This is a genomic window from Microbacterium sp. F51-2R (genome assembly GCF_052180235.1).
In the GTDB taxonomy this organism is placed as follows: Bacteria; Actinomycetota; Actinomycetes; order Actinomycetales; family Microbacteriaceae; genus Microbacterium.
The window spans coordinates 2552615-2577097 of sequence record NZ_CP197470.1; the positions used below are offsets into that span (position 1 = coordinate 2552615).

The window sequence follows — 24483 nt, forward strand, 5'->3', positions numbered from 1 at the left end:
ACGGTCTCAGTCGTCGTCCTCGAGCCGCAGTTCGAGGCTCAGCTGATCGGCGTCGAGCTCGGCGAGCGCGTGCCGCAGCACGGCGGTGCTGTAGAGCCCGCCCGACGACAGCTCGGTGAGCCGCACGCGCATCGTGTCGATCATCGCGAGCCGCAGCTCCAGCATTTCTCGCAGCACCGCCGACTCCTCGTCGTCGGGAGGCTCGATGAGCCGCGCGCCGACCCGCTCGACGAGTCCAGGCGGAAAGCTCGAGCCGTCGCGCTTGGCCAGACCGGGGTCGGAGAGAGCGGATGACGCGGCCCGACGAAGCTCGTCGTCCAGCCGCTCCTGCTCGGCGCGCCCGACGACGTCCGCCGCGGAGTCGTCGATCCGCAGCATCCTGACCACCGTCGGAAGCGTGAGGCCCTGGAACATGAGGCTCCCGACCGCGACGAGGAACGCCACGAAGACCAGGAGCGGGCGATCGGAGGTCTGCGCGGGAAGTGTCTGCGCCGCGGCGAGCGTCACGACACCGCGCATGCCCGCCCACACGATGACGGTGCCGTGCTTCCAGCCGAGCGGCGAGGCCTGGTAGTAGTCGAGGTCGGCGAGGGCGCGCGAGACGCGCGTGCGCATCTGGCCGATGCGGCGCTCGCGACGCGCAGGATCGATCGGTCGCCCCTCGCGGTGCTCGATTCCCGGCAGGACGGGCCGGTCGGGCGGCGGGAGCTCGCCGCTCTCGATCGCGTCGATCCGATCGTGGAACGACTCCAGGCGATCGCGTCGGGCGAGCTTGCGCCGGGCGCGCCGGCTCTGCAGCCAGACGAGGAGCGAGACGTAGGCCGCGCGCACGACCATGATGATCGCGAACGCCGTGACGGCCAGCCACGCGGCGTGCCCGATGCCCTGCTCGTCGGCGAAGTTCGCCCGCAGGAGGTCTTTCAGCTCGAGCCCCATGAGGAGGAAGACGCCGCCCTCGAGCACTAGTTCGATCGTGCGCCAGTTCAGCTCGTCCGACATCCGCTGCTCGGGTGTGAACCACCTCGCGGCCCCCTGACCGGTGACGATACCCGCGACGACCGCCGCGACCAGGCCCGATCCCTCGAGCTGCTCCGTCGGGAGGTAGGCGATGAACGGCACGACGATCCCGATCGCGGTGTTGGCGGCGGAGTTGCGCACGAGATGGCGAAGGCGCAGGTTGACCCAGCCGACGATCGCTCCGACGACGACGGCGATGAAGACGCCCCACACGAACGCGCCGAGCACGCCGCCCTCGGGCACGCTCGCGGTGATGGCGATCGCGACCGAGACGCGCAGGATCACGAGCGATGTCGCGTCGTTGAGGAGGCTCTCGCCTTCGAGGAGTGTCACGACGCGCCGCGAGATGCCGAGCCTTCGCACGATCCCCGTCGCGACGGCATCCGTCGGGCTGAGGATCGCCCCGAGCGCGAGAGCGAGGTAGAAGCCCAGGCCCGGTACGACGGCGTTGAACAAGAGCGCCAGGGCGACGGCGCTGACGAGCACGAGCACCACCGAGAGCCCGGCGACGGCGCCGAAGTCACGGCGGAACTCGATCGCGGGCAGCTGCACGGCGGCCGAGTACAGCAGCGGCGGCAGGATCCCGACGAGGATGATCTCGGGATTGACGGCGATGGCCGGCACGAAGGGCAGCAGGCTCACCCCGAGACCGAGCGCGACGAGCAGGAGCGGTCCTGCGATCTTGACCTTGGGCGCGATCGCCGTCGTCACCGCGATCGCGAGGATCGCGAGGATGGCGAGGATGAGTGCCTCCATCGCCTAGACGACGCCCAGTTCGCGCACCGCGTCGCGCTCCGCGACGAGTTCTGCGACGGATGCCTCGAACCGCGCGCGCGATCGATCGTCGAAGTCGAGACCTTCCACGACCCGGTAGCCCGAGCCGTCCGAGGTCACCGGGAACGAGCAGACGAGCCCCTCCGGCACGCCGTACTCCCCGCGGGAGACGACGGCGGCGGAGGTCCACGTCGCGCCCGTGCCGCGCTGTTCGTCGCGGACGTGCTCGATCGCGGCGTTCGCCGCCGACGCCACCGACGAAGAGCCGCGGACCTCGATGATCTCGGCGCCGCGCTTGGCGACGCGGGGGACGAACGTCTCGTCGAGCCAGGCGAGGGCCGCGGCGCGGTCGCCGAGCCGGGCCGCCAGGGCCTCGACCACCGGCATTGCGCGCACGGTCGCGTGCGAGACGTCGGGGAACTGCGTCGCCGAGTGGTTGCCCCAGATCGCCACGCCCTCGATCTCGTCGGGCCGGACGTCGAGCGCCTGGACGAGCTGGCCGACCGCGCGATTGTGGTCGAGGCGCGTGAGGGCCGTGAATCGGTCGGCGGGCACGTCTCTTGCCGCGTGGGCGGCGATGAGCGCGTTCGTGTTGGCGGGGTTCCCGACGACGACGACATGGATGTCGGATGCCGCGCCCGCCGCGATCGCTTCGCCCTGCGGCCCGAAGATGCCGGCGTTGGCCGCGAGCAGGTCGCCGCGCTCCATCCCCGGCCCCCGCGGACGAGCCCCCACGAGGAGGGCGATGCTGCACCCGTCGAACGCCGCGCGCGGGTCGTCGGTCACCTCGACGCCGTCGAGGAGCGGGAAGGCGCAGTCCTGCAGCTCGAGGGCCGCGCCCTCGGCGCCGCGCATGCCCTGCGGGATCTCGAGGAGCCGCAGACGCACGCGCCGATCGGCTCCGAGCATGTCTCCGGCGGCGATCCGGAACATCATCGCGTAGCCGATCTGACCGCCTGCGCCCGTGATCGTCACGGTCGTGGATGAGCTCGCCATGGCACTGAGCCTATTGCGGGCCCCGAGCGCAAGGGGGTCGCCGTTTCCCGTGCTTCGTGGTGCTTGGCGGTACCGTGAGCGCATGACGTTCAACGACAACGCCAATGTCGGAGGCAACACCGCGAAGCGCCGCGGCGCCGGCGTCGCCGTCGCCGGCGGCGGGGTCGCCGGGCTCGGCGCCCTCGCGGTGCTCCTGTTCAGTCTCTTCACCGGCACCGACATCTCGGGGATCGTCGGACCCCTCACCGGCGGCGGCGGAAGCGGCCAGGAGAGCGAGGTCTCCAACTGCGAGACGGGCGCCGACGCCAATGCGCGCGACGACTGCCGGCTGGCCGCGGCATCCCTCAATCTCGATCAGTACTGGTCGCAGAATCTCGAGGGCTACCGCCAGCCGCAGCTCATCATCGTCGACCAGCAGACCTCGTCCGCCTGCGGCACGGCGTCCAACGCCACGGGGCCGTTCTACTGCCCGCCCGAAGAGACCGTCTACATCGACCCGACGTTCTTCGCGCTGCTGCGCGAGCAGTTCGACGCGACGGCCGGGCCGCTCGCACAGCTCTACGTGCTCGCGCACGAGTACGGCCATCACGTGCAGAACATCAGCGGGATCATGCAGGACCACCCCGACAACGGCACGGGTCCCGACAGCAACGGCGTGCGCACGGAGCTGCAGGCGGACTGCCTCGCCGGCGCGTGGATCGCCCATGCGGGCGAGCAGAAGGACCAGAACGGCGTCCCCTTCCTGCAGAAGCCCACGGCGGCGCAGGTGCGCGACGCGATCAACGCGGCGCAGGCCGTCGGCGACGACCACATCCAGAAGGAGTCGGGCGGCTCCGTCAACCCCGAGACGTGGACGCACGGCTCGAGCGAGCAGCGCGAGCGCTGGTTCGAGACCGGATTCGGCAGCGGCTACCAGGCGTGCGACACGTTCTCCGTCTCGGGGAACGAGCTATGAGCGCCCCCGAACACCTCGACGACATCCTCTATCCCCGCATCAAGCCGTACGAGCGCGGCCAGCTGATCGTCGGCGACGGCCAGCGGGTCTACTGGGAGCAGAGCGGAAACCCCGAGGGGAAGCCCGTCGTCTTCCTCCACGGCGGCCCCGGAGGGGGGACCTCGCCCTGGCACCGGCGCTTCTTCGACCCCCAGAAGTACCGCATCGTGCTCCTCGACCAGCGCGGGTGCGGCCGCAGCACTCCGCACGCGAGCGACCCGCAGGCCGACCTCCGCTTCAACACGACGTGGCACCTCGTCGCCGACATCGAGCTGCTCCGCCGCAACCTCGGCATCGAGCGGTGGCAGGTGTTCGGAGGTTCGTGGGGGAGTGCCCTCGCCCTCGCCTACGCGCAGGCGCATCCGTCGGCCGTGACCGAGATCGTGCTGCGCGGCGTCTTCACGCTCCGCCGCATGGAGCTCGAGTGGTTCTACGAGGGCGGCGCCTCGGTCGTCTTCCCCGATCTGTGGGAGGACTTCATCGCGCCGATCCCCGTGCTCGAGCGCTCGCGGATGATCGAGGCGTACGCGCGGCGGCTGTCCGATCCCGACCCCGCTGTGCACGAGCCTGCCGGCCTGGCCTGGACGCGGTGGGAGGCCTCGACCCTCACCCTCCTCCCCGATCCCGACCTCGTCACGACGATGACCGACCCCCGCAAGGCGGTGGCCTTCGCGCGCATCGAGAACCACTTCTTCCTTCACGGCGGGTGGTTCGAAGAGGGGCAGCTGATCGCCGGGGTCGACGCGATCCGCGACATCCCGGCCGTCATCGTCCAGGGGCGGTACGACATGTGCACCCCGCCGATGACCGCGTGGGACCTCCACCGCGCGTGGCCCGAGGCCGATCTCGTGATGGTGCCGGATGCCGGTCACTCCGCCTCCGAGCCGGGCATCGCCCGGGCTCTGCGCGAGGCGACCGACCGCTTCGCCGGGAGTGACACCGAGGCCTCCGAGTAGGGGGCCGCACGCCGGGTCGGGTCGGCGCGTGCCGCCCGCCCTCAGCGCCCCCGGATGAGGTCGGCCGCCCGCTCGCCGATGACGATCGCGGGGGCATTGGTGTGGCCGCGGATGATCGTGGGGATGACGGATGCGTCGGCGACGCGCAGCCCGTCGACCCCGCGCACCCGCAGCTCGGGGTCGACGACGGACGCGGCATCCCTCCCCATCCGGGCCGTTCCCACGGGGTGGTAGAGGGTGTGCGAGTAGCGGCGCAGCGACACCTCGGCGCGCTCCTCGGGAGTCATGCGCTCGCCACCCTCGGGCTGCACCCAGCCGCCGGTCGAGACGGCGCCGAGCGCCTCGGTCGCGATGAGGCGCTCGCACTCGGCGAGGCCCGCGAGCATCGTGGCGCGGTCGATCCCGTCGGGATCGGTGAGGTAGCCCGGATCGATGACGGGCTTGGCGGCGGGATCTGCCGACGCCAGCCGGATCGTCCCGCGGCTGTGCGGCCGGAGGAGGATGGCGCCCACCGTGAGGCCCTCGGCCGGAAGCGGGACGAGGCCCTCGCCGACGTACGGGGCGGGGGCGAAGATGATCTCGATGTCGGGAAGGCCCGGCGCCATCCCCGACCGCTCGGCGACGTCGGTGCGCACGAATCCGTACGCCTCGCCGACGTTGGACGTCAGCATCCCGCGGCGTGCAGCGAGGTAGCGCGCGAGCTCCGCGACGCGCTCGGCGGTGTAGAGCGTGCCGCTCTCGGCTGCCGGGGCGAGGCCCGCCACGAGGTGGTCCTGCAGGTTCGATCCGACACTCGCGCGGTCGACGAGGACGGGGATGCCGTGCTCGGCGAGGTGGGCGGCGGGGCCGATGCCGCTCAGCATGAGCAACTGCGGCGTGTTCACGGCGCCCCCCGCCAGCACGATCTCGCGGGCCGCCGTCGCGTGGCGCGGGATGCCGTCGATCTCGACGTAGACGCCGGTCGCTCGGGGAGCTTCGCCGTCCGGGTGCGAGAAGGTCACCGTGCGCACGAGGGCGTTCGTGACGACGCGGAGATTCCGGCGCTTCGCCGCGGGGCGGAGGTACGCATCGGCGGTCGAGGCCCGCGATCCGCGCTGCTGCGACACCATCGTCTGCGCGAACCCCTGACCGGCGGGAAGGTTCGGCGGCGTGACGGGGTGCCCGAGCTCCGCCGCGGCGTCGAGGAACGCCTTCGTGTGCGGGCGCGGATCGCGCTGATGCTCGACGTGCTGGGGGCCGTCGGTGCCCTGCGTGTCATCGACGGGATCGGAGGTGCGCTCGACACGACGGAAGTAGGGCACCAGCGCGTGCCACGACCAGGTCGGGCCCGCGGCATCCGCCCACTCGTCGTAGTCCGCCGCGAACCCGCGGATCCACATCATCGCGTTGAGCGACGACGAGCCGCCGAGCGTCTTGCCGCGCGGCCAGTAGATCGTCCGCCCCTCCAGCTGCGGCTGCGGAACCGTGTCGTACGACCAGTCGTAGGCGCCGCGGAAGAGCTTGGAGAAGGCCGCCGGAACGTGCAGCTCGAGCGCCTTGTCGGGGCCGCCTGCTTCGAGGAGGAGCACCGACACGGCCGGGTCTTCGGTGAGCCGGGCGGCCAGGGCCGCGCCCGCCGAGCCCGCGCCCACGACGATGTAGTCGGCGGCGAGATCCGTGCCGACTCCCGCCCGCTTCGCGCTCATGCCCGGAACGCCTGGAGGAGCGTCTTGCCGAGCCCGATCCAGTCGTGCGTCATCTGGAAGCGCGTGAAGCCCTCGCTGACGGCCGCGCCCGTCTTCGACGTGACGAACCACGGCGGCTTGGGCAGCACCGAGAACGTGCCGGGGCGGCCGATCGCGCTCGCCGATCGGGGGAAGGGCCGGAACGGCCCGCGCACGATCGAGCGCTCGACGCGGTCGAGCAGGAGTGCATTGTGCACGACGCCGAGGCCGCTGCCTACGTCGGCGATCGTCGCGCCGGGGAAGCCGCCCCACGTGAGGGTCGGCTGCAGGAAACCGAAGGCCGTCCACGCGTTGATCGCGATGGCGCCGTAGTGGAGGTCGGCGATCGCCCGCTCGAAGCCACCCCCCAGCGCCTCCTGCGTCGCGGGGTCGATGAGCACGTTCGCGCCGAGCGTGCCGGCGAGCCGGTCGTTCGCGTGGGCGACGGCGCGATCCAGGAACTCCTGGCCGAGGCCCGGCAGCTCGACGACGCCCAGGACGGGCGCGAAGTACTCCGTCCGTTCGAGGGCCGAGGCATCCTGACCCGGATCGATCTCGACGAGCGAGCGCGTGCCGTCCGCGAACCACTGCGCGGAGGGGTAGTCGGATGCCGCGGCCGCGAGCTTCTCGCTGCTGCGGGGATACCACACCGGCCGCTGCGGCGCCGCCGCATACGCCTTCTCGAGGGCCGTCAGGAACGCGTCGCGCTGGGGCCAGTCGGAGCTGAGCAGCACGACCTGCCCCGCGATGCAGTTGTGCCCCGCGTTCTGCAGGCGCATCGTGGCGACGTGCTCGGCCTGGAAGGCGAGGTCGGCCTCGCTCCACGCGCCCGGGACGACGATGATGGGCGAGACCCCGCCGAGCTCCGCGGTGATGGGCTTGTCGAGGAGCGGGCGGCCCTCGGCGCGACGTCGCTGCGTGTCAGGCGACCCGGCCCGGCCCCAGACGATCGTGTCGAACGTGGGCGCGGCGCCCGTGATGTGGACGTGGGCGACGCCGGGATGCGTCGTCAGGTACGCCCCGACGCCGCCGCCGCCCGTCACGATCCGGAGGAACCCCGGCTCGATGAGGGGGGCGAGGGCGCGTTCGAAGACGGGGACGAGGGCGTCCTGCGTCGGGTTGACCTTGAGGATGGCCACGCGGTTGTGTGCGAGGAGCTCGTACAGCACGTCGAGCACGGGGATCGAGGTGACGTTGCCCGCTCCCAGCACGAGTCCGACGCCACCCGGCCGCGTCGGTGCGAGCTGCGCGAGCCCGGCACTGCGGGCGGCCTCGCCCTCGGTGACGCCGGGTTCGAGCCACACTTCGCCGGTGTAGCCCGACAGCAGCAGGCCGTCGACGGGGCTGAGCGGGAAGGCGTGCACGCGGACGCGGTCGCCGGGCGCGGCATCCGTCTTCAGTCCGTCGAGAGGGCTCGCACCCTTCCCGATCTTCGCGAGCGTGCGACGGTACGCGTCCAGCGCGATGATCGTCGCGTAGGGTCCCGCGAGCCACTCCTCGCCCCGGAGAGGATGCCCCGGGGCCAGGCCCTTCGACGACGCGGCGACGTCGGCCCAGGTCGCGGCTTCGGCCACGACGGTCGCGCGCACGCCGTCGAGCAGGCGTGCCCGCTGGCCGATCGTCAGGTGCGTCCAGGTCGCCGCGCCGACGGAGAGGTCGGCGAGTGCGGCGTCGAGGGCCGCCGCGGAGTCGGGATGCGGCGGCTCGGTGGCGGCCGGCCCAGAGGTGGAGGCCGCCGCAGGCGCGGCGGTCTTCGCGTTCTTCGCGGGGGTTTTCGCGGTGGACGGCACGGCGCTCTCCTTCGGGCGGGTGGCTCCAGCTTACGGCCGCGTTCTGGGCGATCGGTGAGACTGCGTGTCAGGTCTGCTGCTACGCAGTACCGGCCTCGATGTCGGAGCGGCGCAGGCGGTAGCGGCGCAGCGTGAGAAGGCTCACGCCGACCAGGGCCGCCGGAACGATGCTGAAGCTCACGACGATCGCCGTGATCGCGGCATCCGGCTGCGCGACCATCTCGCCCGCCGTCGAGGAGACGTAGCCCGTGATTGCGAGGATGACCGACAGGACCGCGGCGCCGAGGGCGAACCCGACCGTTTCCCCCGCCGTCCACATGCCGCTGAAGGAGCCGGCGCGACCGGGCCCGTGGGCCTGCTCGTCGTGCGAGATGACGTCGGGGAGCATCGCCATCGGCAGCGACTGCATGCCCGCGTAGGCGATGCCCGCCAGCCCGACCGAGGCGTAGATCCAGTCGCCGGGCGCCCACAGCACGCCGAGGATCGACAGGGCCGCGACGAGGAAGACGACGCTCGCGATGGCGAACGTGCGTTCCTTGCCGATGCGCCGGGCGGCCACGCCCCATGCGGGTGCCGCGAAGATGGCGGGCGCGATGAGCGCGACGAAGAGAAGCTCGACGGCGGACTCCGAGTCGAGCACCCACTTCGCGACGTACTGCGCATCGGCCAGCATGAGCGCCGTGCCCAGGGCCTGGATCACGAACGTGGCGAGCAGAGCGCGGAAGGGTGCGCTCCGACGCAGGGCCCGGATGCCGGCAGCGAAGTGGTCGCGGATCGTCGCCGTTCCCGCCGCATGGCGTGCCGCCGCCTCGGCTGCGGTCGCCCGGCGGGCGTGGCGGGCGACGCTCGTCGCGATGAGCATGCCGAGCGCGATGACGACTCCGCCGGCCACGCCCATCACGAGGTAGCCCGTGACCGGGTCGCCGGTCGTCCGCCGGAGGGCGGGCCCGCCCGCGCCGAAGAGCAGGATCGCGACGGTGAGGGCGACGACCCGCCACGTGAGCAGGCGCGTCCGCTCGTCGTAGCTCGCGGTGAGCTCCGCCGGCAGTGCGATGTAGGGCACCTGGAACAGCGTGAACGCCGTCGCGCAGAGCGTGAACGCCACGAGCACCCAGAGCGCGCCCACGAGCGGGCCGGCCGCGGGGGGAGCGGCGAAGGTGAGGGCGAAGAAGAACGGGATGGTGAGGGCGCCGATCAGCATGAGACGGCGGCGCGTGCCGTGCCGGATGCGGTCGCCGTCGCTCAGCGCGCCGATGAAGGGGCCGATGATGACGTCCCAGATCTTCGGCAGCGTCACGACGATGCCGGCCACGAGCGCCGCGACGCCGAGCGAGTCGGTCAGGTAGTACGTCAGCACGAGTCCCGGGAGCGTCGCGAATCCGCCGGTGCCGATCGAGCCGATGGCGTACCGCGTGATGATGCCGCCCGGAAGGCGGCGAGACGGCGGCGCAGGGGTGGGCGCTTCGGGTGCGCCGGGAGCTTCGATGCTCATCGCGCCAGTGTAGGGGTGACGGATGCCTCGTCCCGCGGCTTGTCCCCAGGTCGGCCGTGCGCGGCCGTCCGGGCGGCGGCCCCGGGTCAGCGGGGGATCGCCGCCGCCACCGCCCGCAAGCCCGCGAGCGTCTCGGCGAAGCTCGTGGACAGGGGCGACAGGCCGATCCGCAGGCCCCCCGGATCGCGGTAATCGGGGATGACGTCCTGCGCCCAGAGCGCCGCCGTCACGGCCCGCATCCCGGGGTGGGAGAGGGTCACATGGCCGCCCCGCTCCGCTGCATCCCGCGGCGAGGCGACCTCGACGCCGAGCGGCGCGAGCAACTCGTCGGCGACGCGGATCGCGAACCCGGTCAGGGCGACGGACTTCTCCCGGATCGCCTCGATCGAGGCGCGCTCGATCATCTCGAGGGTGTCCTGCATCGCGAGCATCCCGACGATGGGCGGCGTGCCCGAGAGGAACCGGCGCATCCCCGCCGCGGGCCGGTACTCCGGCCCCATCGCGAAGACGTCGGCCGCGCCCATCCATCCCTGGATCGGCTGCGCGAGCGCGTTCTGGTGCCGCTCGGCGACGTAGGCGAAAGCGGGGGAGCCGGGGCCGCCGTTGAGGTACTTGTACGTGCACCCCACGGCGAGGTCGAACCCCCACGCGTCGGCCTCGACCGGGACCGATCCCGCCGAGTGGCAGAGGTCCCACACGACGAGCGCGCCGGCGTCGTGGACGATGCGCGTGAGGGACGCGGCATCCGTCAGATATCCCGACCGGTACGCGACGTGACTGAGCACCACGACCGCGGTCTCTGGCCCGACCGCACCGGCCAGCGCCGCAGCGTCGACGCCCGCGTCGAGCGCCACGTCGATCCAGCGGACACGCGCGCCGCGCTCGGCGGCGATGCCCTCGACGAGGTAGCGGTCGGTCGGGAAGTTGTCGCGATCCACGACGATCTCGACGCGGGCGGGATCGGCGGCGTGCTGCGCGTCGAACGCGGCCCGGATGAGCTTGTAGAGCAGCACCGTCGTCGAGTCGCCGATGATCGTCTGCCCCGCCGCGGCACCGATCGCCGTGCGGCCGACCCGGTCGCCGATCGCGAACGGCAGCTCCATCCACGCTTCGTCCCACCCGCGGATGAGGCGTCCGCCCCACTCTTCGCGCACGAAACGGTCGAGGCGCTCGGCGGTCGCCTTCGGGGGTCGCCCGAGCGAGTTGCCGTCGAAGTAGACGAGCGGGGTCTGTGCCCCCACGAATTCGTCGCGGAACGCGCGGAGCGGGTCGGCGGCATCGAGACGGGATGCCTCGGCCTCGAGCCCGTCGTGGCGTCCGTCGCCGCGCCCCGCCGCGCCCGGCGCGGTGTCGCGCGGAGTGCCGCCGTCAGTGCTCATCGCGCACGACCTCCTCCTCGGGCACCACGGTGGCGCCGCCGAGCCAGGCCGGCACGTCCTCGAGCGCCGCAGGCGCCTCGCCCGGCACGAACGTCGCGACGCCGTGCGCGGGGTCCGCGCCGGGCCACGGGTCGGCGAGGGCCGCGATCACCTCGGGGCCGCCGAGGCCCGCGCGCACGAGCGCTGCGAGCTCGCCCACCTGCACGCCGGCGGGCCTGTCGCCGTTGCCGAGGTCGGTGCCGTAGAGGATCCGCCCACCGGCCTCGCGGAAGGCGGCGAGGTTGGCGACGGCGTTCGCGGCGGCCTCCGGATCGGAGCCGTGGATGTCGAGCGTCGAGATCCAGGCCTGGCTCGCCGCGGCGCGTGCCATGAGCCGCAGACCCACGCGCTGCGTGAACGGCGTGTGCGCCAGCGCGTCGACTCCGGTGTCGAGGGCGAGGCGCAGCATCCCGTCGCCTTCGACGTGCGCCACCACCGGGAGGCCGCGCTCGTGCGCACACGACACGATCGCGGCGAGGGCCTCGTGATCGAGGACGGGCCCGGCGGCCGCGTTGAGGGCGACTTTGATGACGGATGCCCCGCACCCCGCCTGCTCGTCGACCCACGTGCCGGCTCCCCCGGGGACGCCGGGGGCGGTCTGGGCGTCGGTCACCTCGCGGGCGATGGCCGCGGGAGCCCACGGCCGGCCCACGGGGTACCCGCCGGGGGCAGTGAGGAACGCGCCCGCGTAGCTGAGCCGCGGGAAGCCCTCCCGGGGGCGGCGGGCGAGCTCGACGGGATCGCCGCCGAGGTCGACGGCGGAAGCGATGCCGTGCGGCGCGAGGCCGTGCTCGTCGATGAGGTGCAGGTGCACGTGGTGGTCGGTGAAGGGCGGCAGCACGACGCCGTGCTCGCCGGTGAGGGCCCGGCGGCCGGGCGCGGCGTCGGGTCCCAGCAGCTCGCGGATCGCGAACGGGTCGGCGTGCGTCATCCTCAGATCTCCGTCCTGACGGCGAACAGCTCGGGGAAAAAGGTCAGCTCCAGCGCGCGCCGCAGGAAGGAGGCGCCGCTCGAGCCGCCGGTGCCGCTCTTGAGTCCGATGATGCGCTCGACGGTCTTCAGGTGCCGGAAGCGCCACAGCTGGAAGTTGTCCTCGAGGTCGACGAGCTCTTCGCACGTCTCGTACGCGGCCCAGTGCTTCTGCGGATCGGCGTAGATCCCGGCGAAGACGGGGACGAGCTCGGGCGTGAACGTCCACGCGGTCGTCACGTCGCGCTCGAGCACCGATGCGGGGATCGCGTACCCCGTGCGGGCGAGCAGCCGCAGGAACTCGTCGTAGAGGCTCGGCGCTTCCAGCGCCGCCGCGACGAGGGCGTGCGCCTGCGGGTCGGACTCGAAGACCCGCAGCATGCCCGCGTGCTTGTTGCCGAGCGTGAACTCGACGGCTCGGTACTGCGCCGACTGGAATCCGCTCGCCTGCCCGAGGACGCCGCGGAACTCCGCATACTCCGCGGGCGTGAGGGTCGCCAGCACCGACCACTGCTCGGTCAGCGTCCGCTGAATGTGCTTGACGCGGGCGATGCACTTCAGCGCCGGTGCGAGCCGGTCCTCCCGCAGGAGCCGGCACGCGGCCTCGAGCTCGTGCAGCACGAGCTTGAGCCACAGCTCCGTCGTCTGATGCTGGACGATGAACAGAAGCTCGTCGTGATGCTCGGGATCGCTCAGCGGCCGCTGCGCCGACAGGAGCGTCGCGAGGTCGAGATATCCGCCGTAGGTCATACGGTCGCTGAAATCCGTGACGACCGATCCCTCGATCGGCCGGGTGTTGCCTTCGACGCCCTCGGTCACCCGCTCACTGTAACCAGGAAGGATGCCGCGGCGTCAGGCCACGCGCGCGCTGCGGGTCGCGGCATCCGTCGTCAGATGAGGGCGAGCTCGCGCAGCTTGGACTCCACGTCGGCGTTGGACGGCTCGACGTGGTGGCTCGCGTCGGGGTATACGACGACCGGGATGTTCGTGCGGCCGGAGATGTCGCGGGCGATATCGGCGGCGCTGGGGTCGGCCATCAGGTCCACATAGCGGTACTCGACGCCGAGCTGATCGAGCTGGGTCTTCGTGCGGCGGCAGTCGCGGCACCAGTCGGCGCCGAACATCGTGATGGTCGCGGAATCGGTCATCCCCCCATCCTCCCCGGTGAATCCTGAGCGATCGCCGATGCGGGCGGGCGCATAGCAGATTGCTGTGCAAACCCGATGGGAATCCCCGGCTGCTTTTCAGCGGATCGACCGGCATGCGACGATGGTCGCGCTGTGGAACTCTCGATCATCGTCCCGACCTACAACGAGGCCCCGAACATCGCGGAACTCGTCCGTCGCGTTGGGCTGGCGACGAAGAGCATCGACGCGGAGCTGATCTTCGTCGACGACAGCACCGACGGCACCCCCGACGAGGTGCGCCGGGTCGCGGCATCCGCCCCCCTCCCCGTGCGTCTCATCCATCGCTACAAGCGCACCGGCGGCCTCGGCGGGGCCGTGGTCGAGGGGTTCATCGCAGCCGAGTCCGATGCCTGTCTCGTCATGGACGGCGATCTGCAGCATCCGCCGGAGGAGATCCCGGAGATCTACCAGCGCTTCCGGCACGGCGATGTCGACGTCGTCGTGGCGTCGAGGTATTCCGGTGGAGGCACGTCGTCCGGGCTCGCCGATCGCACTCGCGTGGCGGTGTCGAAGGTCTCGACGGCGCTCACCCGCGCCATGTTCCCCATCCGGCTGAAAGACGTCACCGACCCGATGACGGGGTTCTTCCTGGTCGATCGGCGGGCGATCGAGCTGGAGACCCTCAAGCCGCGCGGGTTCAAGATCCTCCTCGAGGTGCTGGCGCGAAAGACGCTCCGCGTCGCCGAGGTGCCGTTCGACTTCGCCGGCCGGCACGCCGGGGAGTCGAAGGCGTCGATGCGCCAGGGCTTCCACTTCCTGACGCAGCTGACGCTCCTGCGCTTCGGCAAGATGTCGCTGTTCGCCTTCATCGGCGCGCTCGGCGCGGTCGCCAACCTCGCGATCATGTGGGCGCTGACGCATGCCGGCGTCGGCTACGTCGTCGCGGCGATCATCGCCGCCGAGGTGACGATCGTCGGCAACTTCCTCCTGCAGGAGCGCTATGTCTTCCAGGACATGAAGGGTGAGGCGAGCGGCGTCTGGTCGCGGTTCGCCAAGTCGTTCGGCTTCAACAACGCCGAAGCGCTCATCCGCATCCCCGTGCTCGCCTTCATGGTGCAGACCTGGCACATCTCGGCGGTCTTCGCCGCCGCGATCACGCTCTTCGTCGCGTTCTTCGTGCGCTTCATGTTCCACTCGCTCGTCGTCTACGCGCCGCGGCGCGCGGGCGTGCAGCCGAGCCGGGTGCGTCGCCTCGTCGAAGACCTCGACGCGCAGGCGATGTCGCCCGGCGAGCTCTGAATGCTGTAGACACTCGGCTGAGTCAGCCGCTCGGCTGACGCAGTCCGGCTGACGCAGCCGCTCGGCTGACGCAGCCGCCGCTTGCTCAGCCGATGAGGCGTGCCACGTCGTCGACGCTCATGCCGTAGTTCACGCGCTGCACCGGCAGCGCGAGCTTGTCGGTGCCGATCGTGACATAACCGGGCTCGATCGTGCGGGCCATCTCGAACCCCGCGAGGCGCAGGCCCTCTTTCGACGTGTCGTTGAAGTGGCCGAAGGGGTACGCCATGATCTCTTTCACCCCGAGGACCTGGGCCGACGCCTCCATGTCGGCCGCGATCTGCTCGGCGGTGAGGTTGACCATCTCGCCTTTGCCGTTCGCGCCGGCCTTGTGCATGTCGTGCGTGTGCGAGCGCCGCAGCACATACGGGTTCGGCGGCGGGTCCTGCCGGTACGCCGTGATCATGAACGACGTCGTGAGGAGCTTGTACTTGTCGACGATGGGAGCAGCCAGGTCGAACCACGACTGGTCGGCGTCGTCGTCGGTGATAATGACGGAGTGGTTGGGGAGCCACAGGCGGGCGTCGATGAAGGCGCTCAGCTCGTCCCAGGTCGGCAGGTAGAAGCCGCCCGTCGCGATGTGGTTCATCTGCGCGTCGAAGTCGCCGATGTAGGCGTAGTTGCCGCGGAGCCAGCCGCTCTCGCCCTCGGGCTTCGTCGTGAACTGGTGGTACATCATGATCGGGATGCGGGCGTTCTCGGCCGCGTTCTCGTCGGGCGTCTTCCATGATCCGAAGAGCGTGAGCTGCCGATCCGTGCACGCGACGAGCTCCGACCCGTTGATGCGGGCGGCGATGGTGAAGGATGCCGCGTCCGCCGCCGTCGCGTACCACCCTGCGAAGACCGAGCCGTCGCGGGACGGGATCGGGAGCGAGGCGTAGAGGGTCCCCTGCGTCTGCAGCTGTGGCGCGTCCGTGATTCCGTCGCCCTCGAACCGGACGGCGCACGCGTCGGGGTCGTCGGTGGTCGCGAGCAGCTGCTCCGACGGGGTGAGCGGCGTGGGGGTCGGGGTCGGGGTGGGAGACGACGATGCCGACGGAGAAGGGGCGGACGCGGCATCCGTCGACCTCGAGAGGGAGATCGCCGCGACGGCGGCAGCCGCGCCCCCGATGACCACGAGAGCGGCGATCACCACCGCGAAGAAGCGACGACGACGCACGCGCGCCGAGGTCTTGCCCGGTCTGCGAGACGAGTCGCTGGAGCTCATGGCCGCCCGAACCCCCTGTTGATCGGCTGGCGGGTCGTCCCCGAACGACCTGCTCGCGATCATAGGCGAACCCGAGCGCCCCGATGCGGAGGTGGGGCGGAGAGGCGACTCGTCGTCGAATGCGACAGTTTCCTGCGAGCGCGCCGTCGAGCGACGCAGCGCTCGCAGGAAACTGAAGCACTCGCGACTACGCCGAGCGCGGGGGGTTGGCGGGGAGCCACTCCTCGAGCGTCGTCTGGAAGATCCATGCGCCCTCGACGGGGACGAGCGTGCGCTCCTCGATCTGGGCGCCGTAGTACGGAGCCGAGTCGTCGCGGACGACGGTGCGGGGGTCGTGGCGGAAGGTCAGCGCGCGGCGCGCCCACTCGTCCATGCCGAACTGCTCGGGACCGGCGATCTCGCGGTCGCCGTTGACGGGCTCGCCGGCCGCCGTCCGCGCGATGGCGGTCGCGACATCCTCCGCCGCGATCGGCTGCACGAGCGCGCCCGGCAGATGCACGACGCCGTCCTGCGTCGAGATGTCGGCGATGCTGCCGACGAACTCGAAGAACTGCGTCGCGTGCACGAGCGAGAACGGCACGCCGGACTCGCGGATGAGCTTCTCCTGCGCGACCTTGGCGCGGAAGTAGGGGATGTTCTGCGGCCGGTCGGTGCCGACGATCGTGAGGGCGACGTGGTGTCCGACGCCCGCCGCCTTCTCGGCCGCGAGGACGTTGCCGGTCGACGTCGTGAAGAACTCCAGCACGGCGCTCTCTTCGAACGACGGCGAGTTCGACACGTCGACGACGACCTGGGCGCCCTCGAGCGCCTCGGCGAGGCCCTCGCCCGTGATCGAGTCGACCCCTGTGTTGGGGGATGCCGCGACGGCCTCGTGTCCGTGAGCGGCGAGCTTCGCGACCACCTTCGAGCCGATGAGCCCCGTGCCTCCGATGACGACGATCTTTGCCATGTCTGTGCCCTTTCGCTTGCGTCGCCGCAGGAGCGGCGTTCAGGAGCTTCGACCGGATGCCTCGGCGATCTGTGACAGGTCAGGCGTTCCAGGCTCGGAGTTTGTCGGGATTGACCACGAGCCACAGCCGCGAGATGCGCTCGGCGCGCACGCCGACCGTCAGCACGCCCACGATGTCCTGGCTGGTGTGCAGCGCGATACCGGGCTCGCCGTTGACGGGGCACTCCACGGCGACCGCCTCGGGGTGGGTGTCGAGGAAGCGCACGAGCATGTCGACGATCCGCGCGCGCCCTCCGACGGGGTCGAGGGGTGCGGGAACACGGCCGCCGCTGTCGATGACGAGCACGGCGTCGGGGTGGAGCACGCGGACGATCCGGGAGAAGTCGCGCTCGTCGCACGCGTAGGCGAGGGCCCGCACGGCGATGCGCTGTCGTCGCGCCTCGGCCTGTGCAGCGGCCCGGGCGCGCAATGGCCATGGCGCGCGTCTGCCGAGGGTCATGCCCCCGGAGCGGTCACGTGCCGCAGCTTGTCGGGCGCCATGATCCACAGCAGCTGGAGGATGCCGTCGGGCGACGTGGTGAGGGTGACGGCGGTCGTGACGACGCCGTCCTGCGTGAGGGTGGCCGCCTGCTGGCCGTTGATCTCGACCCAGTCGATCTCCTTGCCCGCCCAGAAGTGGTGCGAGAAGGCGGCGATGAACTTCGCGACGCGCTCGCGCCCCGCCACGGGGATGCGCGCCGCGAGCTTGACGCCGTTGCCGTCGGTGTAGCTCACGACATCGCTCGCGAAGAGACTCTCGAGCGCTTCGACGTCGCCCTGCTGCGCCGCCGAGAGGAAGGCCTCGAGGAGCCGGCGCTGCGCGGCCGGGGCGACCTCGACGCGGCGCTCGGTCGCCAGGTGCTTGCGCGCGCGACTGACGAGCTGTCGCGCGCTCACCACCGTCGTCTGCACGACGGCGGCGATGCGCTCGTACGAGTAGTCGAGCGCTTCGCGCAGCACATAGGCGGCGCGCTCGGTGGGGGTGAGCTTCTCGAGCAGGATCAGCATCGCGAAGTTGAGGGCCTCGGCCCGCTCCGCGCCGAGCGCGGGGTCGTCCTCGGTGTTGATCGGTTCGGGCAGCCACGGGCCGATGTAGGTCTCGCGCCGCACGCGCGCGGACTGCAGCGCGTTGATCGACAGACGCGTCGTGATCGTCGCGAGGAACGCGGCCGGCTCGACGACCTCGCTCCGATCGGCGCCCTGCCACCGGATCCACACCTCCTGCACGATGTCTTCGGCATCGGCGACGGTCCCGAGCATGCGGTACGCGATGCCGAAGAGCCGCCGCCGGCAATCGGCGAAGATCGCGGCAGCGGACGCGAGGTCGTCCGGGCGCGGCGGGGCGGGCGCGTCAGATGTCATGGGGCAGGGGGATCCGGATGGGGTTCCGGTCTCGATCATCCTCCATTTCGCCGCGTGCCGGGCGTCGTCCACAGGCATCCGTCTCTCCTTGCTTCCCGCGCGCGTGCGCAGGCCCTCGAGATGGTGACAAGACTGGGTCGCGATGTGTGACGGATTCCTCGCGTCTTGTTCGCGCCGCGCGCCGCGCGCTGCGGTTGGCCTGGTGATGGATGCCTCGCCCCGGCCGTCGTCGAGTACGTACGATCTCGCCGAGTGCACACGTCGGCAGCGTTGTTTTCGGGTGTTCTCGGCGAGTGCGTACGTTCTCGTCGCGTCGTGCGCGCCGCGCGCTGCGGTCCGGGTGATGACGGATGCCTCGCCCCGGCGCGTCGGAGGGTCCTGTCTAGACTGGCGCCCGTGCTGACTGCGCTGGCGATCGAGGGTTACCGCTCGATCCGGCGCTTGCGGCTCGGCCTCGACCGGGTCACCGTCGTGACGGGCCCGAACGGCAGCGGCAAGTCGAGTCTCTACCGCGCACTGCGGCTGCTCGCGGCAGCCGGCCGCGACGGTTCGGTCACGGCGCTCGCGCGCGAGGGCGGCCTCCCCTCGACCCTCTGGGCGGGGCCGGAGGTGATCGGACGCGACGTCGCCGAGGGCCGGGCGCCGGCCCAGGGACTCGTGCGCGGCCGCCCGGTCGCGCTGCGCATGGGCTTCGCGAGCGACGACTTCAGCTACGCGATCGACCTCGGCCTGCCGGTGCCCGATGCGACGTCGATGTTCGGCCGCGACCCCGAGATCAAGGCCGAGACCGTGTGGCACGGCGCCGTGCTGCGGCCCGCGACCGCGCTGGCCGAGCGTCGCGGCGCGCATGTGCGACTTCGCGAAGGCGGCGCGTGGGAGTCGGTCGACCGCCGCCTCGCGTCGTGGGAGAGCATGCTCGACGAGGTCGACTCGCCCGATGTGCGCGCCGTCCGGTCGGCGCTTCGCGGCTGGCGCTTCTACGACCATGTACGCACCGACCCCGATGCGCCGGCACGCGCCGCCGAGATCGGCACGCGCACGCCCGTGCTCTCGGCCGATGCGCGCGACCTCGCCGCGGCGATCCAGACGATCCGCGAGCTCGGCGTGAAGGACCGCCTCGACGCCGCGATCGACGAGGCCTTTCCGGGAAGCCGCGTGACGGTGACCGACGCCGATGGGCGCTTCGAGCTCGCGAGGACGCAGCCGAACCTCCTCCGGCCGCTTCGCGCCGCCGAGCTCTCGGACGGCACGCTCCGCTACCTCGTGTGGGTCGCCGCGCTCCTCTCGCCGCGGCCCGCGGGGCTCGTCGTCCTCAACGAGCCGGAGACGAGCCTGCACCCCGACCTGCTCGCCCCGCTCGCGCGGCTGATCGCCGACGCGTCGGAGCACTCGCAGGTCATCGTGGTATCGCACGCGGCCCCGATCGTCGAGGCCCTCCGCGCCGGCGGTGCGACCATCGCCGAGCTCGAGAAGTCCACCGGCGAGACGACGGTCATCGGCCAGGGGAGTCTCGACGAGCCGGCCTGGCAGTGGCCTTCGCGCTGAGGCAACTCGCGGCATCCGCAGCCCCGCCGCATCCGCCAGCCCGCGGCATCCGCCCCTCCCCGCAGCATCCGCACCCCCGCGGCATCCGCACCCCCGTCGAGTACGTACGCACTCGTCGAGGGCGGCTCGCGCACCCCAAGCCGTCGGCGCAGCCCGCGGCGGACCGCGGGCGCTCAGCGACCCCGCGGAAGAAAGAAGAAACCCCCGCGTGTAGAAGCCACGACGGGGGTTTCAGTGGCTCCGACCGGCATCGATCCGGTGACCTTTCGATTTTCAGTCGAACGCTCTACCAACTGAGCTACAGAGCCGCGCGGCATCCGAAGTCGCCGCGTCCTAGACGAAAGGCCCTCTCGAAAAAGGGCCCGTCGCTTCAGAGCGACCCTGACGGGACTTGAACCCGCGACCTCCGCCGTGACAGGGCGGCACGCTAACCAACTGCGCTACAGGGCCATGCTTATTCAATTGTGTGTCGGATTGGTGACCCCAACGGGATTCGAACCCGTGCTACCGCCGTGAAAGGGCGGCGTCCTAGGCCACTAAACGATGGGGCCGGATGAACTCCTGGCTCATGGCCCGGCGCTCACGCTTACCGACGCTCAAGCATACGAGATAGGAATCGAAACCGCCAATCGAGGGCGCGCCGCCCCGGCCTGCGGCCGTCCACGCACAGCATGGAGGGGTGCGGATCTGCCCCGTCCGAGGCACCATAGAACAGGACGACCCCTTGCGCCTGTGACTCGTGTTGCTAGTGTGACAAGAGTTGTCTAAACCTGGGAGGATCAGCGTGGAGCAGGATCAGGCCGACGTGGATTGCGGCTGCGCGCCGACTCCTCGTGAGCGCCGAGCCCTCTGGCCCTCGGTGAACCGCCGCACGGCACTGGGCCTCGGCGTCATCGGACTCGCCGGCATCGCCGCCGTCGCAGGGCCCATGCTGCCGCCCGCGTTCGCGGCCGACTACCCCTCGTGGGACGACGTGCAGGCAGCCCGCGCCAACGAGGCCGCCAAGGCGCAAGAGGTCCAGAAGATCCAGGGCCTCATCTCGAACCTCACCAGTGAGGTCGCCCGCACGCAGGCCGAGGCCGAGGCGCGCGCGGCCGAGTTCTACAAGGCGCAGCAGGAGTACTTCGACGCCGCGGTGCGCGCCGACCAGCTGCAGGCGCAGGCCGACGACCAGGCGACGAAGGCACTGGATGCCGCGAACAAGGCCGGTCGCGTCGCCGCCCAGCTCTATCGCAACGGTGGCGACGACACGTCGCTGCAACTGTTCTTCGCGGGCTCCGCCGCGAGCGCCGACGACCTCCTCGCCCGCCTCGGGACGATGGACCAGCTCATCGGCCGCAACCAGGCCGTGTACGCCGATGCCATCACGGCCCGCGACTCCGCGCAGAGCCTCAGCGATCAGGCCGTCGTCGCGCGTGACGAGCGCGATCGGCTGCAGCAGGTCGCCGAGCAGAAGATGACCGAGGCGCAGCAGGCCGCCGATGCCGCGCAGGCGGCGCTCGAGGCCCAGCAGACCCACCTCGTGGAGCTGCAGGCGCAGCTCGCCGCCCTCCAGGACACCTCGGCCAAGACGCTCGCCGAGTACCAGGCCGGCGTCGAGGCGGCTCGCCGCGCGAAGGAAGAAGCTGACCGGAAGGCCCGCGAAGAGGCCGAACGTCGTGCCCGCGAAGCAGCGGCTGCCGCAGCCAGCGGCGGCGGTGGCGGCGGTGGCGGTGGCGGCGGCGGCGGTGGCGGCGGCGGCAACGGCGGAGCCGTGACGGGCTCGGGCTGGTCACGTCCCTCGTCCGGCTGGCAGACCTCCGGATACGGCGCCCGCTCGCAGCAGTGCGGCAACGGCTACTGCTCGACGAGCTTCCACTACGGCGTCGACCTCGCATCGGGCTGCGGCTCGGCGATCTACGCCGCGTACAGCGGCACGGTCCGCTACGCGGGCCCCAACGGCGGCTACGGCAACTACATCAAGATCGACCACGGCGGCGGCATCGGAACCGGCTACGGCCACATCCAGAACGGCGGCATCCTGGTCCGCAACGGCCAGTGGGTGAACTCCGGTCAGCTCATCGCCCTCGAGGGCAACACCGGCAACTCCTTCGGCTGCCACTGCCACTTCGAGGTCTACGTCAACGGCAGTCCGACGAACCCGATCCCCTTCATGGCGGCTCGGGGCATCTCGGTCTAGCTCGCCGTCACGGCAGGCTTCGGCATCCCTTCAACGACGAAGGGGTGGATGCCGCGGCATCCACCCCCTCGAAAAGCCGGTGCTCAGAGCGTGTTCGGCGCGATGCCCTCACCCTGAGTGGCGGTCTGGCCCTCGTGCTCCTTGAAGCGGTCGAAGGCCTCCGCGACGAGCCGCTCGGCCTCGGCGGCGCTCGCCCACTCGTCGACCTTGACCCACTTGTTGGGCTCGAGGTCCTTGTAGTGCTCGAAGAAGTGCTCGATCTCCTTGCGGGTGAACTCCGGGATGTCGGCGACATCCTGGACGTGCGCCCAGCGCGGGTCTTTGCCCAGCACCGCGACGACCTTGTCGTCGCCGCCGGCCTCGTCGCTCATCTTCAGCACGCCGACGGGGCGCACCGAGGCGAGCACGCCGGGGGCGAGGTCGTAGTCGAGCAGCAGCAGGACGTCGAGCGGGTCGCCGTCTTCGCCGAGGGTGTTCTCGAAGAAGCCGTAGTTGGTGGGGTAGCCGAAGGCGGTGTACAGGATGCGGTCGAGGAACACGCGGCCCGTGCCGTGGTCGACCTCGTACTTCACGCGGCTGCCGCGCGGGATCTCGATGACGGCGTCGTACGCGCCCATGGGGACTCCTTAAAGACGGTGGGAATGCCGCGACAAGCCTAGTCGCGCGACCACGCCGGGCCGTATTCAGGATGGATGCGGCGAAACGGCCCGGAATGGCCGGATTCCGGGGCCGGGCGGAGCGCCGGTCCTGAGTACGGTACGCCGGCGGGGTGGCACGGTCCGCGTGGGGCGGGGAAGGCGGGAGCCCGGGCTGCGCGGAGCAGTGCCGCGACCGAACCGGACCGTACTCAGGATGGATGCGGCGAAACGGCCGAGAATGCCCGGATTCCGGGGCCGGGCGGAGCGCCGGTCCTGAGTACGGTACGGGGGCGGGGCGGTTCGGGTGCGCCGAGGGGCGAAGGGCGGCGCGGGTAGCGTGGTGCCGTGACGCATCGCCCCGGCCTCGACCCCGCCGTCGCCCAGGTGCGCCGCGCCGTGCGCGCGGCGCTCGCGGGGCTCCCGGCCGGATCGGTCGTCGTCGTGGCCCTCTCGGGCGGGGCCGACTCCCTTGCGCTGGCCGCCGCGACGGCGTTCGAGGCGCCCAAGGCCGGCGTCCGCCCCGTGGCGGTGACGGTCGACCACGGACTGCAGGACGGATCGACGGATGCCGCGGCCGCCGCCGCCGCACAGGCTCGGGTTCTCGGGCTCGAGGCGAAGGTCGCCCGCGTCGAGGTCGGCGCCGACGGCGGACCCGAGGCGGCCGCGCGCACGGCGCGGTACGCCGCGCTGCGGGACGAGGCATCCGCTCTCGGCGCTGCCGCGGTCCTGACCGGCCACACCCTCGACGACCAGGCCGAGACGGTGCTCCTCGGCCTCTCGCGCGGGTCGGGCGCGGCGAGCCTGCAGGGGATGGCGGCGCTCTCGCGGCTCGCCGAGGGCGTCGCCCTTCTCCGCCCCCTCCTCGCGGTGCGCCGCGCGACCACGCGCGCCGCGTGCGCGGCGGAGGGGCTCGTCCCCTGGGACGATCCGCACAACGACGACCCGTCCTACGCGCGGGTCCGCGTGCGGCAGAAGGTCATGCCGGTGCTCGAGGCCGAGCTCGGGCCTGGGATCGCCGAAGCGCTCGCGCGCACGGCCGAGCAGCTGCGGGAGGATGCCTCGGCCTTCGACGAGATGATCGACGAGACCATCGAAGACATCGTCGAGCACGCCGAGGCGGGCATCTCGGTATCGGTGCCGGCGCTCGCCGCGAATCCGCCGGCGCTGCGGCACCGCATCATCCGGCACGTCGTCGCGGCCGAATTCGGCGAGAGCCTCACGCGCGTGCAGACCCTCGAGGTCGCGCGGCTCGTGACGGACTGGGCGGGGCAGGGCCCCATCGATCTGCCGGGATGCCGCGCCCGCCGCGTCGGCGCGCGGCTCGAGTTCGCCGCACGGTGACCGCGCGCGCGGGTCGACCCTAGACTCGGACGCATGCGCGCGGCCGACATCCAGAGCGACATCACCGACGTCCTCGTGACGGAGGAGCAGATCCAGAGCAAGCTCCTCGAGATCGCGGCGCAGGTCGCCCACGACTATGAGGGCAAAGACCTCGTGCTCGTCGGCGTCCTCAAGGGCGCCGTCATGGTCATGGCGGACTTCTCCCGGGCGCTGCCCTTCGCCGTGCCGATGGACTGGATGGCCGTCTCCTCGTACGGCGCCGGCACGAAGTCCAGCGGCGTCGTGCAGATCCGCAAAGACCTCGACACCGACATCCACGACAAACACGTGCTCATCGTCGAGGACATCATCGACTCGGGCCTCACCCTCAGCTGGCTCCTCGAGAACTTCGCGTCGCGCGGCGCCGCGTCGGTCGAGGTCTTCGCCCTCCTGCGCAAGCCCGACGCCGCCAAGGTGCACGTGCCGTGCCGGTACGTCGGCTTCGAGATCCCGAACGAGTTCGTCATCGGCTACGGGCTCGACTACGCAGAGATGTACCGCAATCTGCGCGACGTCGCGGTGCTCGCACCGCACGTCTACGAGTAGCGGCCGTCGCCTGCCAGACTCTCAGCGGGTGCCGTGTACGCCGTGGGCGAATGCACAGGAGAGG

The 24483-nt window shown here is 71.5% G+C and carries 21 protein-coding genes and 3 tRNA genes; 7 read left to right on the forward strand and 17 right to left on the reverse strand.

The window, feature by feature from the left end:
* Positions 1-6: 6 nt before the first annotated feature.
* Positions 7-1773 (reverse strand): cation:proton antiporter, encoded by a 1767-nt coding sequence (locus ACSBPH_RS11410; RefSeq protein ID WP_442574455.1) that lies wholly within the window; start codon positions 1771-1773, stop codon positions 7-9.
* 3 nt (positions 1774-1776) lie between these two features.
* Entirely contained in the window at positions 1777-2787 is a 1011-nt protein-coding gene (locus ACSBPH_RS11415; protein WP_442574456.1) for a malate dehydrogenase, read from the reverse strand.
* 82 nt (positions 2788-2869) lie between these two features.
* On the opposite strand from ACSBPH_RS11415, the gene ypfJ reads away from it, so the two are divergent.
* Both ypfJ and pip read left to right on the forward strand, forming a co-directional pair.
* On the forward strand, positions 2870-3742 hold the full coding sequence (gene ypfJ / locus ACSBPH_RS11420; protein WP_442574457.1) for a KPN_02809 family neutral zinc metallopeptidase: 873 nt from the start codon (positions 2870-2872) through the stop codon (positions 3740-3742).
* Entirely contained in the window at positions 3739-4737 is a 999-nt protein-coding gene (gene pip / locus ACSBPH_RS11425) for a prolyl aminopeptidase (protein ID WP_442574458.1), read from the forward strand. Before ypfJ ends, pip begins: the two co-directional genes overlap by 4 nt.
* A 41-nt stretch (positions 4738-4778) precedes the next feature.
* Here the strand turns inward: pip and ACSBPH_RS11430 are convergent, their stop codons facing one another.
* The 7 genes from ACSBPH_RS11430 to ACSBPH_RS11460 all read right to left on the reverse strand — a co-directional run bounded on the left by ACSBPH_RS11430 (position 4779) and on the right by ACSBPH_RS11460 (position 13257).
* Positions 4779-6422, reverse strand: coding sequence for a GMC family oxidoreductase (locus ACSBPH_RS11430; RefSeq protein ID WP_442574459.1), 1644 nt, complete (start codon positions 6420-6422; stop codon positions 4779-4781).
* Complete coding sequence (locus ACSBPH_RS11435) at positions 6419-8230, reverse strand: aldehyde dehydrogenase family protein (RefSeq protein WP_442574460.1); 1812 nt, start codon at positions 8228-8230, stop codon at positions 6419-6421. The genes ACSBPH_RS11430 and ACSBPH_RS11435 overlap by 4 nt, the downstream gene beginning before the upstream one ends.
* A 79-nt stretch (positions 8231-8309) precedes the next feature.
* Positions 8310-9722, reverse strand: a complete 1413-nt coding sequence (locus ACSBPH_RS11440) for an MFS transporter (RefSeq protein WP_442574461.1) — start codon at positions 9720-9722, stop codon at positions 8310-8312.
* An 86-nt stretch (positions 9723-9808) separates the two neighbouring features.
* Positions 9809-11101, reverse strand: a complete 1293-nt coding sequence (locus ACSBPH_RS11445; RefSeq protein WP_442574462.1) for a kynureninase — start codon at positions 11099-11101, stop codon at positions 9809-9811.
* Positions 11091-12071 (reverse strand): amidohydrolase family protein, encoded by a 981-nt coding sequence (locus ACSBPH_RS11450; RefSeq protein ID WP_442574463.1) that lies wholly within the window; start codon positions 12069-12071, stop codon positions 11091-11093. The genes ACSBPH_RS11445 and ACSBPH_RS11450 overlap by 11 nt, the downstream gene beginning before the upstream one ends.
* Positions 12072-12073: 2 nt before the next feature.
* The gene (gene kynA / locus ACSBPH_RS11455) at positions 12074-12859 is read right to left on the reverse strand and encodes a tryptophan 2,3-dioxygenase (RefSeq protein WP_442577296.1); all 786 of its coding nucleotides are present in this window, start codon (positions 12857-12859) and stop codon (positions 12074-12076) included.
* Positions 12860-12999: 140 nt separating this feature from the next.
* Positions 13000-13257, reverse strand: a complete 258-nt coding sequence (locus tag ACSBPH_RS11460) for a glutaredoxin domain-containing protein (protein ID WP_442574464.1) — start codon at positions 13255-13257, stop codon at positions 13000-13002.
* Between the two features lie 132 nt (positions 13258-13389).
* Between ACSBPH_RS11460 and ACSBPH_RS11465 the strand changes: the two genes are divergently transcribed.
* On the forward strand, positions 13390-14535 hold the full coding sequence (locus ACSBPH_RS11465; RefSeq protein WP_442574465.1) for a glycosyltransferase: 1146 nt from the start codon (positions 13390-13392) through the stop codon (positions 14533-14535).
* 85 nt (positions 14536-14620) lie between these two features.
* On the opposite strand, the gene ACSBPH_RS11470 is transcribed toward ACSBPH_RS11465, so the two are convergent.
* From ACSBPH_RS11470 to ACSBPH_RS11485, 4 genes are all read right to left on the reverse strand, one after another.
* On the reverse strand, positions 14621-15781 hold the full coding sequence (locus ACSBPH_RS11470; protein WP_442574466.1) for a polysaccharide deacetylase family protein: 1161 nt from the start codon (positions 15779-15781) through the stop codon (positions 14621-14623).
* Positions 15782-15968: 187 nt separating this feature from the next.
* Positions 15969-16730: an SDR family oxidoreductase gene (locus tag ACSBPH_RS11475; protein WP_442574467.1), complete on the reverse strand. Its 762-nt coding sequence runs from the start codon at positions 16728-16730 to the stop codon at positions 15969-15971.
* 79 nt (positions 16731-16809) lie between these two features.
* Positions 16810-17229, reverse strand: a complete 420-nt coding sequence (locus ACSBPH_RS11480) for a hypothetical protein (protein ID WP_442574468.1) — start codon at positions 17227-17229, stop codon at positions 16810-16812.
* Complete coding sequence (locus tag ACSBPH_RS11485) at positions 17226-18131, reverse strand: RNA polymerase sigma-70 factor (RefSeq protein WP_442574469.1); 906 nt, start codon at positions 18129-18131, stop codon at positions 17226-17228. Before ACSBPH_RS11485 ends, ACSBPH_RS11480 begins: the two co-directional genes overlap by 4 nt.
* A gap of 396 nt (positions 18132-18527) precedes the next feature.
* Between ACSBPH_RS11485 and ACSBPH_RS11490 the strand changes: the two genes are divergently transcribed.
* Positions 18528-19676, forward strand: coding sequence for an AAA family ATPase (locus ACSBPH_RS11490; RefSeq protein ID WP_442574470.1), 1149 nt, complete (start codon positions 18528-18530; stop codon positions 19674-19676).
* A 235-nt stretch (positions 19677-19911) separates the two neighbouring features.
* Here the strand turns inward: ACSBPH_RS11490 and ACSBPH_RS11495 are convergent.
* The 3 genes from ACSBPH_RS11495 to ACSBPH_RS11505 all read right to left on the reverse strand — a co-directional run bounded on the left by ACSBPH_RS11495 (position 19912) and on the right by ACSBPH_RS11505 (position 20227).
* Positions 19912-19984 (reverse strand) — tRNA-Phe (locus tag ACSBPH_RS11495).
* A gap of 68 nt (positions 19985-20052) precedes the next feature.
* Positions 20053-20126: transfer RNA gene (locus ACSBPH_RS11500), tRNA-Asp, on the reverse strand.
* Between the two features lie 25 nt (positions 20127-20151).
* Positions 20152-20227, reverse strand: a tRNA-Glu gene (locus ACSBPH_RS11505).
* A 227-nt stretch (positions 20228-20454) separates the two neighbouring features.
* On the opposite strand from ACSBPH_RS11505, the gene ACSBPH_RS11510 reads away from it, so the two are divergent.
* Positions 20455-21855, forward strand: a complete 1401-nt coding sequence (locus ACSBPH_RS11510) for a peptidoglycan DD-metalloendopeptidase family protein (protein WP_442577297.1) — start codon at positions 20455-20457, stop codon at positions 21853-21855.
* An 83-nt stretch (positions 21856-21938) separates the two neighbouring features.
* Here ACSBPH_RS11510 and ACSBPH_RS11515 read toward each other — a convergent pair whose 3' ends face one another.
* Positions 21939-22472 carry an inorganic diphosphatase gene (locus tag ACSBPH_RS11515; RefSeq protein WP_442574471.1) on the reverse strand — a complete coding sequence of 178 codons (534 nt, stop codon included), beginning with the start codon at positions 22470-22472 and terminating at the stop codon, positions 21939-21941.
* A 366-nt stretch (positions 22473-22838) separates the two neighbouring features.
* On the opposite strand from ACSBPH_RS11515, the gene tilS reads away from it, so the two are divergent.
* Positions 22839-23834 (forward strand): tRNA lysidine(34) synthetase TilS, encoded by a 996-nt coding sequence (gene tilS / locus ACSBPH_RS11520; RefSeq protein ID WP_442574472.1) that lies wholly within the window; start codon positions 22839-22841, stop codon positions 23832-23834.
* Between the two features lie 33 nt (positions 23835-23867).
* Positions 23868-24419, forward strand: coding sequence for a hypoxanthine phosphoribosyltransferase (gene hpt, locus ACSBPH_RS11525; protein ID WP_442574473.1), 552 nt, complete (start codon positions 23868-23870; stop codon positions 24417-24419).
* Positions 24420-24483 lie beyond the last annotated feature (64 nt).